Origin of the sequence: Neoroseomonas oryzicola (assembly GCF_012163135.1) — a bacterium.
Lineage (GTDB): Bacteria > Pseudomonadota > Alphaproteobacteria > Acetobacterales > Acetobacteraceae > Neoroseomonas > Neoroseomonas oryzicola.
This window is the reverse complement of sequence record NZ_JAAVUP010000001.1, coordinates 679,026-694,595: the sequence shown is the minus strand read 5'-3', so window position 1 is coordinate 694,595 and position 15,570 is coordinate 679,026. Positions and strand designations below refer to the sequence as shown.

Below are 15,570 nucleotides of genomic sequence, written 5' to 3'. Positions count from 1 at the left end.
CGGGCGGAGGACCTCCGTTCGGGCTTGAATATTTGCTCGCGCTGGCGCGATGTTCGCGCCGACGCGGCACCCTCGCCGCGGGGGGAAGGCCATGACGGAGGTATCCTGTCGCCCTGCGACTGAGGAGGACCTCGTGCCGGCGCTCCGCATCGTTCAACGCGCCGTGCTCGATCTCAGGGCTCGGAACGGCATCGGGGTGTCCTCGCCTGCTTCGCCGCCGCACTTCCAACGGCTGTGCTTGCAGGAGGACCCGAGCGGCGTATGGGTCGCCGAGGCCGACGGCGTGCTCCAGGGCTTTGCCTTCAGCTGGATGATCGGGCGCTTCTGGTTCCTGGCCCAGCTCTTCATCGACCCCGGCGTGCAGGCACGCGGCATTGGACAGGCGCTATTGTCGCGCACGCTCGAACAGGCGGCGAGGCGAGGTGCGGACAACCATGCGCTCATCACCTTCGCCTACAATCGCGCCTCGACGGGGCTCTACATCCGCCATGGCATCTACCCCCGAGAGCCTCTCTATCGTTTCGAGGCCCCGGCACAGACCGTCCGGCTTCCATCGGTGCCGCCAAGCCTGGAGGTCGTGCCGATGCAATCCGGGGGTCCGGCGCCGGCTTGGCTGGGCGAAATCGACGAGCTCGTCCTGGGCTTCCGGCGCGACGCTCACCACCAGATGCTCCTCGGCACCGGCCTGCGTGCGCTGGGCTTCATTCGGGCCGGCCGGCCGGTCGGCTATGCTTATGTCTCGGGTGCGGGGCATGTTGGCCCGATGGCCGTCGCACCAGGCACGGACCCTGCGGCTGCGGGCGTGTTGGCGCTGCACGAGGCAAAGGCCACGGCGGCCGAATACGTCTCGATCCTTGCCCCAGGCCGCGCCGCAGCGCTGCTTGCCATGATCACCGAGGCCGGGCTGAGGCTCGCCGAGCCGATGGTCATCCTCGCCGCCCGGCCTTTCGGCGAATGGGACCGCTACGTGCCCATGAACCCGGGCTACATGTGAAAAAGGCCGCGGCCCCGGTCAGGCCGCCGCCCGCCGCCCCCAGTTCGCGTTGACCAGCGGCGACCCCGCCCCGAGCCGCTGCCGCGCCGCCGCATACTCCGCGGCCAGCCGATCCACCAGCGTCGCCGCGGGCACCACCGCCTGCACCCCGCCGACCGACTGGCCCGCGCCCCAGATGTCCTTCCACTTCCGCTTGCGGTCGGTGCCGAAGTTCATCTGCGACGCCTCATGGCCCGCGAGGTTGTCGGGGTCGATCCCCGCCGCCCGCAGGGAGGGCTTGAGGTAGTTGCCGTGCACCCCGGTGATGAGGTTCGTGTAGACGATGTCGTCTGCCGCGCTGGCGACGATCATGGCCTTGTAGTCCTCGACCGCGCGGGCTTCCTGCGTCGCGATGAAGGCGCTGCCCATATAGGCGAAGTCGGCGCCCATCGCCTCGGCCGCCAGGATGGATCGGCCGTGCGCGATGGCGCCCGACAGCGCGATCGGCCCATCGAACCAGGCGCGGGTTTCCTGCAGCAGCGCGAAGGGGGATTGCGCCCCGGCATGCCCGCCGGCACCGGCCGCGACCAGCACCAGCCCGTCCGCGCCCTTGTCGATGGCGCTGTGCGCGAAGCGCTGGTTGATCACGTCGTGGATGACGTGCCCGCCGTAGGAATGGATGGCCTGGTTCACCTCCGGCCGCGCGCCGAGGCTGGTGATGATCAGCGGCACCTTGTGCTTCACGCACAAAGCGAGGTCCTGATCCAGCCGGTCGTTGGACCGGTGGACGATCAGGTTGATGGCAAAGGGTGCGGAGGGCCGGTCGGGATGGGCCGTGTCATGCGCCGCCAGCCGCTCCTTGATCTCGGCCAGCCATGCGTCGAGTTGCTCCACCGGCCGCGCATTGAGCGAGGGCATCGACCCGATCACGCCCGAGGTGCATTGCGCCACCACCAGGTCCGGCACCGAGATGATGAAGAGCGGCGAGCCGATCAGCGGCAGCCGCAACCGTCCCTTCAGGCTCTCGATCAGGTTCATGGCGGGATCCTCCGGTTTCGCTTGGCGCGAGGCTCGCCGGACCCGCCTGGATTGTCGAGGGGGAGGGGGCCGGCGCCGATGTTTCGGACTCGCTTTCCGGTTCTTCGCGGGTGCAGCATGGGCCCATGGATGATGCCGCCCCGCCCGACCTGCTCGCCGATCTGCTCGCCCGGCTGCGCGCGGCCCGGGAGGCCGCGGCGGCCGACCCCTTCGGCGACCCGGTTCTCCTCGTCGCCCTCGACATCAGCCGCGCCCTGGACGAAGGCCGCCTGAGCGCCGAGGCGCTGACCGCCCTGATCGCCCGCATGGCGCGGGAGGCCGCGAGCGAACGCGCCGCCCGCATCGCTGCCTATACCGGCATGGGGGAGGACCGCGCCGTCCTCGCCCGGCTCGCGGCGCGCCTGGTGCGCCCGGACCCCGAGGACAGCCCGGTCCCCTTCGCCGCCTATCGCGACGCTGTGGAGCGCATCCGCTTCGCCGCCGTGTTCACGGCGCACCCGACCTTCTCCCTGCCGCTGCCCACCGAGATGGCGCTCGCCGAGGCGGCATGCGGCGCGATCCTGCCCGATGGCCTGGCGCATCGCCCTGCGCCGGTGACGCTCGAGGACGAGTTCGCCCAGGCCGCCGCCGCCATCGCCCGCGGACGCGATGCGCTCGACGTGCTGTCGGACTCGCTGTTCGAAGCCGGGCGCGCGGTCTGGGGCGACCGCGCCCTCGCGCTGCTGCCGCGGCCGGTGATCCTGTCCTCCTGGGTCGGCTACGACACCGACGGGCGCACCGACATCGGCTGGCAGGACACGCTGCGCCTGCGGCTGCGGATGAAGCGGCTGCAGCTGGCGCGCCTCGCCGACCGCCTCGAACCGCTTGGGGATTGCGCCGCGCCGATCGTCGCCCGGGCCCGCGCCGCCGAGGCGGCCGTCGCCGCCCAGGAGGCCGCCGCCCCGGCCAAGCCGGACGCGCAGAGCACCCGCGCCTTCGCCCTTGCCATGGTGGAGGGCCACGACACCGCGCTCACCACCCCCGGCCCGCTGCTCGCCCTGTTCGCCACGGCGATGGAGGCCGCGCCCGACGCCGCGACGCGCCAGGCGCTCGCCGTGCAGCGCGCCGGCCTCGTCGCGCATGGGCTTGCGCTCGCCCACACCCATGTCCGGCTGAACTCGACCCAGGTGCACAACGCGCTGCGCCAGCGCCTCGGCATCGCCGCCTCGCCCGAGGACCGCGCCGCGCGGCGCGGCCTGCTCGCGCAGATCAACGCGGCGCTGGCGGAGGTCGTGCCGTTGCCGCTCGACTTCGGCGCCCTGCTGGCCGAACAGGCCTCGGCGGTGAAGCTGGTGATGACCGTCGCGCAGATGGTCAAGCACATCGACGGCAGCCATCCCGTCCGCTTCCTGATCGCCGAGACCGAGACCGGCTACACCCTGCTCTCCGCGCTCTGGCTCGCGCGCCGCTTCGGCATCGCCGACAAGGTCGAGATCTCGCCCCTGTTCGAGACCGCCGACGCCCTGGAACGCGGCGAACGGGTGCTCGAGGAAGCGCTGCGCAGCCCGCATTTCCGCGACTACCTGCGCATGCATGGGCGGCTCTGCCTGCAGTTTGGCTATTCGGATTCCGGCCGCTATGTCGGCCAGCTCGCCGCCTCCTACCTGGCCGAGCGGCTCAAGATCCGCCTTGCCGAGCAGTTGCGCCGCCACGGCCTCGAGGGCGTCGAGCTCGTGCTTTTCGACACCCATGGCGAGAGCATCGGCCGCGGCGGACACCCGTCGAGCCTCGCCGACCGCTTCGCCTATCTCTCCCCGCCGGCCGCGCGCGCCGCGCTTGCCGCCGCCGGCCTGCCGCTACGCGAGGAAGCCGCCTTCCAGGGCGGCGACGGTTACCTTCTGTTCGGCACCGAGCGCCTCGCCCTCGCGACCGTCGCGCGCATCGCCGAACATGCCTTCGCCCCGCCGGCCGAGGCCGAGGACCCGATCTATACCGAGGCCGACTGGGGTGCCGATTTCTTCGCCACCATCCGGCGCGAGATGGCGACGCTGGTCGAGGACCCTGGCTATGCCGCGCTGCTCGGCGCCTTCGGCCCCGGGCTGCTGGACAAGACCGGGTCGCGCCCCGCGGCGCGGCAGGCCGATGGCGGCGGCGGGCCGGTGCGGATCACCCACCCCTCCCAGCTGCGCGCCATCCCGAACAACGCCATCCTTCACCAAATGGGGTTCCTGGCGAACACGCTGCACGGCATCGGCACGGCGGCGGCGGCGAACCCGGAGGTCTTCGCCGACCTCGCCGCACGCTCGCCACGTTTCGCGCGGGCGCTGGCCATGGCGCGCCGCGCCGCGGCCTGTTCGGACATCGGCGTGCTGCGCGCGGCGGTCGACATGCTCGACCCGTCGCCCTGGCTCGACCGTGCCGGCTTCACGAAGCGGCCTGGGCGGCGAGAGACGCTGACCTCGGTCGCCATGGCGCTCGAACGCCTCGATCTGTCGCCCGCCACGCGGCGGATGTTCCGCCGGCTGCAGGCCGACCACCAGGCGCTCCGCGCCGCCTGGCCGGACCTGCCGGTGATGCCCGACCGGCTGGTGCTGGCCCATGCGCTGCGGCTGTGCCTGGTGCAGCGGCTCTGGCTGCTCGCCGCCGCGCTGCCGGAATTCAGCCCCCGCCACGGGCAGACGCGCGAGACCCTGATCGCGCGGCTTCTGCAACTGGACGTGCCGCCGGTGCTCGACCTGCTGGGCCAGATCTTCCCTGCCGCCCCCGACCCGTCGAGCGGACTCGACTTCGGTGAACCGACCGCGCCGCGGGAAGGGGCGTCCTATGCCGCCGAGCATGCCGCCATCTTCGGCCCGATGGCCGCCTATTTCGCGCTGGTGCGCGAATGCTCGGCGGTGATCTCCCATGAGGTCGGGGCCTTCGGCTGACGGCGCCGGTGAAGCGCTTCGTCGCGTTGGCGGCGTGCGTCGATCACCACTGAGGCCATGACCGCGCGCCTGCTCTGCCTGCTGCTGACCCTCCTCGCGAGCCTGCCGGCGGCGGCGCAGGAACCCTGCCCGGCGCGGCGCAACGTCGACTGCGCCGGCGCGGCGCGCGCCATCGACGCGGCCATCGCAGCCGACCCCTGGCTCGCCATCATGGACCGGGCACAGCGCATGCGGCTCGATGAACTGGCGCCGCTTCTGGGGGCCGAGAGTGCCGCGGAACTCGCCGCCCAGCAGGCGGCCTGGCGGCGCAGCCTGTCGCGCAACCTGTTCTTCCATCCGGACGGCACCCTGGACGCGCCCGATCCGCGGGCCGTGCTGCGCGCCGCGATGGAATACCGGCTGATGCAGCTGATCCGCATCGAGCACGACCCCTCGGCCAGCATCGACGGCATCTGGGCCGGCGTTCAGGGGGAGGTGACGGTCGAGATCCTCGGCGCCGGCAGCTACCGGATCTCCGCCGGCACCGCCGACATCAACAACCTGGCCTGGACCTGCGGCTATGAGGGCGAAGGCGAGAGCACCCGCGTCGAATGGCTGGAAACCCGCGACGGCGCGTTGGAACTCCGGCGGGAAGGGGTGATGCTGCGCGTCCGGATGAACCTGCCGCAGGCCAATGGCTTCTGCGGCGCGGCGGGCAGCCTGTCCGGCCTGTTCTTCCGGATCGGCGATGTCCGCTGATCAGAAGCCCACGCAGGCGCTGCGATAGACGGTCAGCACCGAATCCTGCTGGTGCCGCGCGGTCCAGGCCTGTTCGAGCGGCAGGATGCGGGCCCGCGCCTCGCCGGCCGTCGCGCCGGGCATGACGAGCGTCAGCACCTTGCTGGCCTCCCGCACGATACGCGCATCCGGGCCGCGCCACTGTCCCGCGCCGTCGACCACCGTCAGCCCGTCCGGGAAGGCCGGCGTGACGACGCCGTCCAGGAAATCCTGCCACTGCGCGTCGCTGACGGGCGCGCCGCCACGGACGGCGCGGCCGAAATAGGCCTCGGCCACCGTCGCGCGCTGCGTGCCGGCGGGGCAGGGCGGTTCGGCGCCGGCGCAACCGGCGGCAAGCCCCGCCAGCAGCAGCGCCGCCGCCCTCACGCCGTCGTCGCCAGCAGCGCGACCCCGGCCGAGATCAGCCCGATGGCCGCGATCTTCGCCGGGCCGAGCGATTCCCCGAACACCGCCCAGCCGATGACGGCGATGACGACGTAGGAGGCCGCGGTGCACGGCAGCGCGACGCTCATCGGGATCTTCCGCAGCGCGACGATGTAGAGCAGCGCCGCGCCGCCGTAGCAGACCAGCCCGACCATGGTGTGCAGGCGGAACAGCTGGTCGATGAAGCCGCCCTGCGCCTCCACCGCGTCGGAGGCGCCGGACTTCAGCAGCACCTGCCCCACCAGGGAGGTGCTGATCGCCGCGGCCAGCGCCAGCCAATGTGCCGTCACGACGCGCTCTCCTTCGGCGGGATGACCTGGCGGACGACGCCCTGCGGCTTGCCGTTGGCCGACATGAAGGCGCGGCCGACATATTCGCCCATCACGCCCATCACCAGGAACTGCACGCCCGCGACCAGCAGCACCACCGTCATCAGCGAGGCCCAGCCGGAAGGCGTCTCCCCGAACATCGCCTCGACGATGACCCAGGCCGCGGCCACGAGCCCCAGGATGCCCATCGCGACGCCGGCGAAGATCGCGAGGCGCAGCGGCAGCACCGAGAAATTGGTCGCGAGGTTCAGCCACAGCCGCACCAGGCGCCGCACCGTGTAGTTCGACCGCCCCTCGACGCGGGCGAAGTGCTTCACCTCGATGCTGTCGAGCCGCTGCGTCACCTGCATCAGCAGACCGTCCACATAGGGGTAGGGGCCGCGATACTTGATCACCTCGCCGACCGCGAGGGCCGACATGCAGCGGAAGGAGGACAGATAGAGCCCCTTCGGCTTGTCCATCAGCTGGTCCGCCACCCAGTTCGCGAAGCGCGACCCGAGGTTGCGCCACCCCTCGTGCTCCTTCACCGCGTAGCGGGTGTAGACCACGTCGAAGTTGCCCAGCCGGCAGTGGTCATAGAGCTTGATGACCTCCTCCGGCGGGTTCTGCAGGTCGTCGTCCATGGTGATGACATAGGCCCCGCGCGCATGGCGCAGGCCGGTCATGACCGCGTTGTGCTCGCCGAAGTTCCGCGCGTGCTCGATGTAGGTCAGCGGCACGGTGGCCGTCCGTGCGAGCTCCCGGCAGACGTCGCCCGAATTGTCGGGGCTGCCGTCATTGACCAGGACGATCTCGATGCCGCCCTCGGGCCGGAGCTTCGAGAGCTCGGCGACCAGCGTCCCGACGGTGGCCGCGCCCCGGTACACCGGCACGACGATGGAAAGGCCGACCGGGTGCGTCGCCCCGGTCGCAAGTGTGGACATGGAAGGTGTCTCCGACATCACGGCCGCGTCGCGACCAGGAGGATCGATCCGCCGGCGGGATAGCGCAGGCCGAGCCTGCCGAGGAAGCGTTCCGCGGCGGTCACCGCATGCAGGCTCGCATCGAGCCAGGGCGGGAAGGGTTCGACATCGCTCTTCGCATCCGCATCCGAGCGCAGCACCTTGCGCTGCAGCGCCATCAGCGGCAGCAGCAGGGCGTTCCAGTAGCGCGTCTCAACGCCGCCGAAGCCGGCCGCCGCGACCAGCGCGCGGGCCGAGGCCGCCGTGAAGCGACGTGCATTGTGGACACGTTCGTCATGCGCGGAATGCAGCCAGTCATAGGCCGGCAGGTTCAGCACCAGCGTCCCGCCCGGCATCAGCACGCGATGGAACTCCGCCAGCGCCGCCGCCGGATCCACCGCGCGGTGGCAGAGCACGTCGCAGGAGGTCAACGCGGCGAAGGCGCGATCGGCGAAGGGCAGACGGTTCGCGTCTCCCGCCGTCGCGACCGCGCCGGACTTGGCCGCCGCCCGCGCCGCCGCGGCCGGGTTGTAGTCGAGGCCCGCCAGCGGCCGGCCCAGCGTCGCGAGCCGCCGCAGCAGCCCGCCCGTGCCGCAGCCGGCATCGAGCACGCTGCCCGGCGGACCGGGCCGGCGGGCAAGCGCATCCAATACGCGGGCATGGAGGGCGCGGTACCACCACATGCGCTCCTCCGCCGCATCCATGAGGTCGTATTCGGCGGGTTCCACGGCATCGTTACATCGCATCGCAGCAAGGCCGGAACATGGCAGCAATGCGGACCGGATGAATCGCTTTATGGTTGCATACAGCGCCGCGCGCCCCGAGGATGCGGCCCGCCTCCATGATCTTCCTCCGCCGCAACGCAGAATCCGCCCCGGCCTCCACCTACCGGGACGCGGACGCCACCCTCGTCACCTCCAGGGACCGCGGCGCGCGGGCGCGCTGGCTGCGTCTCGCCGCCTTCGCACCGGCGGCGTTCTTCCTGGTCGCGATCCTGCTGCCGCCGTTGAACCACGACGTCGCGGCGGTGATGGATTTCTCGCGCCGCTGGCTCGCCGGCGAGGCGCTCTACACTGACCTGATCGACGTCAACCCGCCGCTCGTCTTCATCCTGAACCTGGTGCCCGCGGCGCTCGCGCGATGGACGATCCTGTCGCAGGGCCAAGCGATCCTCGTCTGCCTTCTCGGCTTCACGTTCATGCTCTGGCGCATGACCGAGGCGCTGCGGCGCGGCCGCGCCGAGGGGCCGGTCGAAGCCGCCGTGCTGACCGCGGTGCTGCCGCTTCTCCTCCTCGCCGCCGGGTCGGATTTCGGCCAGCGCGACGTGATGATGGCCATGGCGGCGATTCCCTATTGCCTGCTCGCCGCCCGCCGGATCGAGGGCCTGCCGACGGACCGGCGCCTCGCCATTGCGGTCGCCGTCGTCGCGGCGCTCGGCTTCGCGCTGAAGCCCTATTTCCTCGCCGTCCCGCTGCTGGTCGAAGGCCTCGTGCTGCTCCGCCGGGGCGCGGCCAAGGCGAAGCGGGACCCGGTGCCCTGGGTGATGCTGGGCCTTTGGGTCGCCTACCTCGCCTCCATCCCGCTCTTCTTCCCCGCCTATGCCTGGCAGATCCTGCCGCTGGCCTGGGAGTTCTACGGCGACATCCACGGGCCCGGCCCCTGGCGCGTGCTGGTCACCGACGTGATGGGCGCGGCCGAGGTGCTGCTGCTGTTCACGGTGCCGCTCGCCTTCCGGCGCGAGTCCGGCGCCTTCGGCCAAGCGCTGGCGATGGCGGCCCTCGGCGCCTTCCTCGCGGCCTGGGCGCAGCACAAGGGGTGGACCTACCACGTCCTGCCGATCACCCTGCTCGGCCTGGGCGCGTTGGCGGTCGCGGCGGCACGCTGGGCCGACCGCGCCTTGCCCGAGGGCCGCGCGCGCGCCTCGGCGCCGGCGCTCGCCCTCGTCGCGGCAAGCGCGATCCTGGTCTACCAGCTGCGCGGCGGCGAGACGCCCTGGCGCGAGGCCGCCTATTACGGCGAGACGCCGGGGCGCCTCGCCGAATGGCTCGACCGCAACGCGCACGGGCAGCCCGTGCTGGTGCTCAGCCCTGACATCTTCCCGGTCTACCCGGCGCTGACCTACGCGGATGCCCGGCAGATGCTCCATACGATGAGCACCTGGACGCTGCAGGGCTTCTACCGGTCCTGCCCGGCCGGCGAGGAACCCTATCGAGACCCCTCGACGATGCGGCGGTCGGAATACGCGGTCTTCCACACGGTGGCGGAATCCTTCGCGCTGCATCCGCCCGCGGCCCTCGTCGTCGCGCGTCACGCCAACATCCCCGCCTGCGGCGGGCGGTTCGACCTGCTGGCCTACTTCGCGCGTCACCCGCTGTTCGGGGAAACACTCGAGCGCTACGCGCCGGCCGGCGAGATCGACGGCTACCGCCTCTTTGTCCGGCGCCACTGACATGGCGAACGACGCCGGCGGACCCGTGCGCGAGTCGGATGCCCATGGCCTGAAGATCCCGACCGCGGCGGAATCCGTGCGCGGGATCCTGCTGATCCTCGCCGCCTATGCCGTCGTCACCAGTGCCGACGTCGCGGTGAAATGGGCTCTGCCGGAAGTCGGCGTCGCCGTGTCGATGCTCGCCCGCGGCGTGGTGGGGGCCATCGCCATCCTCATCATGACGCGCGGGCACGGGCTGGGGCCGGTCAACCGGCGGCTGCTCGCCCTGCGCGGGACGATGCACTGCGTCGTCTCGGCCACCTGGTACTGGGCCTGGCTGTCGGGGATGGCACTGGTCAATTCCTATGCCATCGCCGCGGTCGCGCCGCTGATGATGACGATGCTCGCCATCCCGATCCTGGGGGAGCGCGTCGGCTGGCGGCGTTGGACCTCGACCGCGGTCGGCTTCGCGGGCGTGCTGATCATGCTGCAGCCCTCGGGCGACCTGTGGGTGCTCCAGACACCCTTCCTGCTGGCCGCCGTCATCCTGATGGCCGTCACGCGGATCTGGACGCGCCTGCTCTCCGTGACCGACGGGCCCGCGGCTGTCGCGTTCTGGTTGATGATGGCCCATATCCCGATGGGCCTGCTGTTCCTGCCGATGTTCCCACCGCCTGGCGGCATCCCCGGAACCGCGATCATCCTGGCCCTGATCTTCTTCGGCATCGCCAACGCGGTCGCGCACATGCTGTTCGCCAGGGCCTTCGCGCTCGCTCCCGTCTCGGCGCTCGCACCCTACGAGTATTCCCCGCTGCTGATCGGCGGCGTCGCGGGCTTCCTGATCTGGAGCGAGCTTCCCGCCTGGACCACCGTTGCCGGCGCCCTCGTCGTGATCGCCGCGGGGCTCTACAATCTGCACCGCGAAAGGGTGCGCCGCGCCCAGGAACGCCGCGAGACGGGAACAGGCTAGTGCCGCTCCGACACGACATCCGCCGCGGCGCCCTGCTGATGCTTGGCGCCACGGCGCTGTTCACCGTGATGTCGGCGATCATCAAGGGGGTCTCCCCCGAGATCCATTTCATCGAGACGATGTTCTTCCGCTCCGCCTTCGCCCTGCCGGTGATGGTGGTGATCGCGGCGCGGGGGCGGGACTGGGGGCTGCTGCGGACGAAGCGCTTCCCCCAGCACGTCGTCCGCGCCTTCACCGGCACCATGGCCCAGGGCTGTTCCTTCTATGCCCTGACGGTGCTGCCGCTCGCCGAGCAGACGGCGCTGACCTACACCACGCCCCTTTTTGTCACCCTGCTGTCGATCCCCTTCCTGGGGGAGAAGGTCGGCATCCATCGCTGGTCGGCCGTGCTGGTCGGCTTCGGCGGCATCCTGGTGATCGCGCTGGGGGAGGGCGCCTTCCAGGCCGGCGCCATGCCCGACCGGACCATGGCGATCGGCATGGTGGTCGCGGTCGTGCAGGGGGTCTGGTCGGCGATGACGACGCTGCTGGTCCGCAGCCTGTCGGCCACGGAGTCATCGGCGACGATCGTGCTGTGGCAGTCCTTGCTGATGACCGCCTTCAGCCTGGTCGCGCTGCCCTTCATCTGGACCACGCCGAGCCTGTGGCAGTTCTGCCTGCTGGTCCTGGTGGGCCTGATCGGCGGCGTGGCGCAGGTGATGCTGACCGAGGCCTATGCCTCGGCGCAGGTCTCGGCGCTCGGGCCCTATTCCTACACCTCGATCCTGTGGTCGGTCGCGATCGGCTGGGTGGTCTTCTCGGATGCGCCGGGCTGGAGCACGCTCACCGGCGCGGCCCTCATCGTCGTGTCGGGGTTGTACATCCTGCACCGGGAACTGGTGCGGTCGCGGCAGCGGAGGAACCAGTGAGCATCCCCTTCCTCAAGGACGACCCGCTGCCCGTCGGCATCGCGGCCGAGGTCGCGCCCGGCGTCCGCCGCCTCCTCTGCGGCAATCCCGGCCCCTTCACCTGGCGCGGCACCAACACCTGGATCATCGGTGCCGGCGGTTCGGTCGCCGTGCTCGACCCGGGACCCGAGGATGCCGACCACCTCGCGGCGATCCTGCGCGCCACGGAAGGCGAGCGGATCACCCATATCCTCGTCTCCCACACTCATCGCGACCACTCGCCCGGCGTCGCGGCGCTGCAGGCCGCAACCGGCGCGCGTTCCTACGGCTTCGGCCCGCACATGACACCGCCGGACCAGGGCGGGGAAGGCGGCGACCATTCCTTCCACCCCGACGTGACGCTCGCGGACGGCGCCGGCGTCGAGGGCGACGACTGGCGCCTGACCGCGATCCACACGCCGGGCCATTGCGCGAACCACCTGTGCTTCGCGCTCGAGGGCACGGGCGTGCTGTTCAGCGCCGACCATGTCATGTCCTGGTCGACCAGCGTGGTCAGCCCGCCGGATGGCGACATGGCGGCCTACATGCGCTCGCTCGGGCGGCTCGCCGCGCGGGACGACCGGCTCTACCTGCCGGGCCACGGCGCGCCGCTGCCCGAACCGGCGCCCTTCGTCGCGGCGCTCGCGGCGCATCGGCTGGAGCGGGAGGCGAAGGTGCTCGACGCGCTGCGGGCTGCGGGGCGTGCGACGGCCACGGACCTCGTCCCGCCGGTCTACGGCCCCGCGCTCGATCCGCGCCTGGTGCCGGCGGCGGCGCGCAGCCTGCTCGCCCACCTCATCAAGCTGGGCGCCGAGGGCGCCGCGGCGCGCGACGGGGACCATTGGGAAGCACGCTGACACCGCGCGCGGCAGGCCTTCGCCCTCTCGCAGCCCGGACGCATCCGCGGGCCGTGTCCTGCCCTCGCGTCGACGCCGCCTCTCAGAGCGATGCCGTCCGATCGAGGCGAATGACGTAGGACCGCCAGTCCGCGCGCTCGGCGATGCGTTCGTACAGCGCGATCGCCCCGCGGTCGCCCTCGGGCACGATCCAGCGCAGATGCGACCAGCCGCGCGCGCGCCCGGTCTCGAGCAGCGCGTCGATCATCCGCCGCGCGATTCCCCGCCCGCGGCGGTCCGGGCGGACGAAAAGGTCGTCGAGCGCCCCGCAGCGCCGCGCGAAGACCGCTTCGGGCAGGTCGAAGAAGATGGCGAAGGCGACGATGCCGTCCGCGTCGCTGGCAGCGAGCACCTCGGTGCGCGCATCGGCGGCGAGCATCGCGGCCGCCTCGGCCCCGCTCGCGGGCTGGGATCCGGCGAGCGTCTCGCGCATCTCGGCGGCATAGGCCTCGATCAGCTGCGCGAGGAGGTGCCGCCGTTCGGGCGGCAGCGGCGCGATGGCGATGGTCATCGAAGGCCCTGGAAGCGAAAGGGGCGCCGCCCGCCTGAGCGGACGGCGCCCCCGAACGCCGGGATCGGCGCTGGGATCAGCTCGCCGGGGTTTCCGGCGCGGGCGCGGCGGCCGCGGCAGCAGCGGCGGCGCGCTTCGCGGCGCGGGTGGCGGCGGCCTTCTTCGCCGCCTCGACGCGGGCGGCGGACTTCACGACGGCCTTCTTCGGAGCGGCCTTCTTCGCAGCCGGCTTCTTGGCGGCAGCCTTCTTCGGAGCGGCCTTCTTGGCAGCGGCCTTCTTCGGAGCGGCCTTCTTCGCGGCCGGCTTCTTGGCGGCAGCCTTCTTCGGAGCGGCCTTCTTGGCAGCGGCCTTCTTCGGAGCGGCCTTCTTGGCGGCGGCCTTCTTCGGCGCAGCCTTCTTGGCGGCGGCCTTCTTCGGAGCGGCCTTCTTCGCGGCCGGCTTCTTCTTCGCAGCCGCCTTCTTGGCAGCCGGCTTCTTCGCGGCGGCCTTCTTCGCGGCGGGCTTCTTGGCAGCCGGCTTCTTCTTCGCCGGGGCCTTCTTCTTCGCCGCGGCCATCGCCATCGGCTGGGCGCGCAGGCCCTCTTCGGTCTCGATCGTGTCGGTCATGGTGAGTGGTGTCTCCGTGCGTTCCGGTGATTCGGAGGCGGTGCGCAGCGGCGCCGCACCCGGGGGGACAGCAGTTGGGATCGGGCGGACCGTCGGCGCGCGGATCCCGTCGCGCGCCATGCCGGCCTGGTCGCGGCTTCCATGGTGCAGGTGCCGGAATGGGCGAAGAGCGCGGTGTTTCCCCGCCGCACGCCACCTCCGACTTCTCTCCCGCCGAAGGTCAGCGCGTGGTGCGCGCTGTCGGGCGGTGCCGGAAGAACTGCGTCAGTCGCCGTCCTTCCCGTGAGCCTGCGGTCCATGGACCGTCCTTCCCTGCTGCAGCGATCCACCGCTGCCGATGCGCCGGTATCGTCCTGATGCGCGGTGCTCCGACTCTGTCGTGCGGAGCGTCGTGCGAGAGAGCGTGTCCGACGAATCGCGCAAGATGATTCGCGCAACGTCACGCTATCTGCACGCGCATATTGCGTGTCAACAGAATCCGCACATGCACGCGCGCAAAATGCGCGTCGGCGTCGTCGTGGTGCGATGCATGTGTCGTGCGTGTCGCGATTTGCGCATCCGGCGCGCGCGTCGCGCGCCGTGCGAAGCATGCTCCCGCCGCTCGCGACGAGCGGCGGGAGCGTCCAGCCTCAGCCGCGCTGCGCGAGCGGCACGACGGGCCGCTGCTCGAGGCCGGTGTAGAAGGACAGCGGGCGGATCAGCCGGTTGTCGGCCGCCTGCTCGAGCACATGCGCCGCCCAGCCTGTGATGCGGGAGCAGACGAAGATCGGCGTGAAGAGCGGGATGTCGAAGCCCATCAGGTAGTAGGCGGGCCCCGCCGGGAAATCGAGGTTCGGGTGGATCTTCTTCTCGGCCAGCATCACCCGCGCCAGCACGGCGGAAGTGTTCATCCAGCGCTTGTCGCCCACCACCTCGGCCATGATCTCGGCATACTTCTTCATGGTCGGCACGCGGCTGTCGCCGGTCTTGTAGACCCGGTGGCCGAAGCCCATCACCAGCGCCTTGTGGTCGAAGCGTTCCCGCAGCCAGGCCTCCGCGACGTCGGGGGAGGGGATCTCCTTCAGCATGTGCATCACCGCCTCATTGGCGCCGCCGTGCAGCGGGCCCTTCAGCGCGGCGATCGCCCCGGTGATCGCGCCGTGCATGTCCGCCATGGTCGAGCAGATGGTCCGGGCGGTGAAGGTCGAGGCGTTGAAGGTGTGCTCGGCGTAGAGGATCATCGAGACGTCGAAGGCCTTCAGCACCTCTGGCTGCGGCACCTTCCCGAACACCATGTGGAAGAAGTTGGCGCCGAAGGAGAGCGAGGCATCCGGCGCGATCGGCTCGAGCCCCTTCGACAGCCGGTTCGACGCGGCGACCGCGGCCGGGATCTTCGCCAGCAGCCGCATCGCCTTGCGCCGCTGGGCGGCATCCGAGATGTCGGCGGTCTCGGGATCCTCCATCCCCATGAAGGAGACCGCGGTGCGGATCGCGTCCATCGGATGCGCGTCCCGGGGGAATTCGCGCAGGACGCGCAGCAGCGCCGGGCTCAGCGCGCGATTCGCCTTCTCCTCCGCCTGGAAGGCCGCGAGTTGCGCCTGGCTCGGCAGCTCCCCGTTCCACAGCAGGTAGGCCGTCTCGTCGAAGGAGGCGTTCTCGCAGAGGTCCTGCACCGCATAGCCGCGGTAGGTCAGGGAGTTGGTCTCCGGCATGACCTTGGAGATCGAGGACTCGTCGGCATAGACGCCAACCAGGCCCTTCTTGATGTCAGGCGTTTCGCTCATTGGTGACTCCCACTTTGTCGTCTCTGTCTCGGCGGGGCCGTCATCCCGTGCGTGCAGGATGCCGGTCCCCCCTTCCTCGGTC

General features: G+C 71.2%; 15 protein-coding genes. 7 read left to right on the top strand and 8 right to left on the bottom strand.

Going from position 1 to position 15,570, the window contains the following annotated elements:
* The first annotated feature begins 133 nt into the window (after positions 1-133).
* Complete coding sequence (locus GWK15_RS03380) at positions 134-994, top strand: GNAT family N-acetyltransferase (RefSeq protein WP_168039041.1); 861 nt, start codon at positions 134-136, stop codon at positions 992-994.
* Positions 995-1,012: 18 nt separating this feature from the next.
* On the opposite strand, the gene GWK15_RS03375 is transcribed toward GWK15_RS03380, so the two are convergent.
* Positions 1,013-2,011 (bottom strand): NAD(P)H-dependent flavin oxidoreductase, encoded by a 999-nt coding sequence (locus GWK15_RS03375; RefSeq protein WP_168039039.1) that lies wholly within the window; start codon positions 2,009-2,011, stop codon positions 1,013-1,015.
* A 125-nt stretch (positions 2,012-2,136) separates the two neighbouring features.
* Here GWK15_RS03375 and GWK15_RS03370 point away from each other — a divergent pair, with 125 nt between their 5' ends.
* Positions 2,137-4,917 (top strand): phosphoenolpyruvate carboxylase, encoded by a 2,781-nt coding sequence (locus GWK15_RS03370; protein ID WP_168039037.1) that lies wholly within the window; start codon positions 2,137-2,139, stop codon positions 4,915-4,917.
* 57 nt (positions 4,918-4,974) lie between these two features.
* Positions 4,975-5,655, top strand: a complete 681-nt coding sequence (locus GWK15_RS03365; RefSeq protein ID WP_168039035.1) for a hypothetical protein — start codon at positions 4,975-4,977, stop codon at positions 5,653-5,655.
* Here the strand turns inward: GWK15_RS03365 and GWK15_RS03360 are convergent, their stop codons facing one another.
* Genes GWK15_RS03360 through GWK15_RS03345 form a run of 4 tightly spaced genes read right to left on the bottom strand, consistent with a single transcriptional unit; the run spans position 5,656 to position 8,115 of the window.
* On the bottom strand, positions 5,656-6,060 hold the full coding sequence (locus tag GWK15_RS03360) for a DUF3574 domain-containing protein (RefSeq protein ID WP_168039033.1): 405 nt from the start codon (positions 6,058-6,060) through the stop codon (positions 5,656-5,658).
* The gene (locus GWK15_RS03355) at positions 6,057-6,407 is read right to left on the bottom strand and encodes an SMR family transporter (protein ID WP_168039031.1); all 351 of its coding nucleotides are present in this window, start codon (positions 6,405-6,407) and stop codon (positions 6,057-6,059) included. The genes GWK15_RS03360 and GWK15_RS03355 overlap by 4 nt, the downstream gene beginning before the upstream one ends.
* Positions 6,404-7,369, bottom strand: a complete 966-nt coding sequence (locus GWK15_RS03350) for a glycosyltransferase family 2 protein (protein ID WP_168039029.1) — start codon at positions 7,367-7,369, stop codon at positions 6,404-6,406. The genes GWK15_RS03355 and GWK15_RS03350 overlap by 4 nt, the downstream gene beginning before the upstream one ends.
* Before the next feature lie 17 nt (positions 7,370-7,386).
* Complete coding sequence (locus tag GWK15_RS03345) at positions 7,387-8,115, bottom strand: methyltransferase domain-containing protein (protein ID WP_168039027.1); 729 nt, start codon at positions 8,113-8,115, stop codon at positions 7,387-7,389.
* A 113-nt stretch (positions 8,116-8,228) separates the two neighbouring features.
* Between GWK15_RS03345 and GWK15_RS03340 the strand changes: the two genes are divergently transcribed.
* Genes GWK15_RS03340 through GWK15_RS03325 form a run of 4 tightly spaced genes read left to right on the top strand, consistent with a single transcriptional unit; the run spans position 8,229 to position 12,568 of the window.
* Positions 8,229-9,836 carry a hypothetical protein gene (locus tag GWK15_RS03340; protein WP_168039025.1) on the top strand — a complete coding sequence of 536 codons (1,608 nt, stop codon included), beginning with the start codon at positions 8,229-8,231 and terminating at the stop codon, positions 9,834-9,836.
* A gap of 1 nt (position 9,837) precedes the next feature.
* Complete coding sequence (locus GWK15_RS03335) at positions 9,838-10,785, top strand: DMT family transporter (protein WP_209441981.1); 948 nt, start codon at positions 9,838-9,840, stop codon at positions 10,783-10,785.
* Positions 10,785-11,693, top strand: a complete 909-nt coding sequence (locus tag GWK15_RS03330; protein WP_168039023.1) for an EamA family transporter — start codon at positions 10,785-10,787, stop codon at positions 11,691-11,693. The genes GWK15_RS03335 and GWK15_RS03330 overlap by 1 nt, the downstream gene beginning before the upstream one ends.
* Positions 11,690-12,568: an MBL fold metallo-hydrolase gene (locus tag GWK15_RS03325; protein WP_168039021.1), complete on the top strand. Its 879-nt coding sequence runs from the start codon at positions 11,690-11,692 to the stop codon at positions 12,566-12,568. The genes GWK15_RS03330 and GWK15_RS03325 overlap by 4 nt, the downstream gene beginning before the upstream one ends.
* A gap of 82 nt (positions 12,569-12,650) precedes the next feature.
* Here the strand turns inward: GWK15_RS03325 and GWK15_RS03320 are convergent, their stop codons facing one another.
* From GWK15_RS03320 to GWK15_RS03310, 3 genes are all read right to left on the bottom strand, one after another.
* On the bottom strand, positions 12,651-13,118 hold the full coding sequence (locus tag GWK15_RS03320) for a GNAT family N-acetyltransferase (RefSeq protein ID WP_168039019.1): 468 nt from the start codon (positions 13,116-13,118) through the stop codon (positions 12,651-12,653).
* A 76-nt stretch (positions 13,119-13,194) separates the two neighbouring features.
* Entirely contained in the window at positions 13,195-13,725 is a 531-nt protein-coding gene (locus GWK15_RS03315) for a histone H1-like repetitive region-containing protein (protein ID WP_209441980.1), read from the bottom strand.
* Positions 13,726-14,354: 629 nt separating this feature from the next.
* A complete protein-coding gene (locus tag GWK15_RS03310; protein WP_168039017.1) occupies positions 14,355-15,488 on the bottom strand; it encodes a bifunctional 2-methylcitrate synthase/citrate synthase in 1,134 nt (377 codons plus the stop codon).
* Positions 15,489-15,570: the final 82 nt, after the last annotated feature.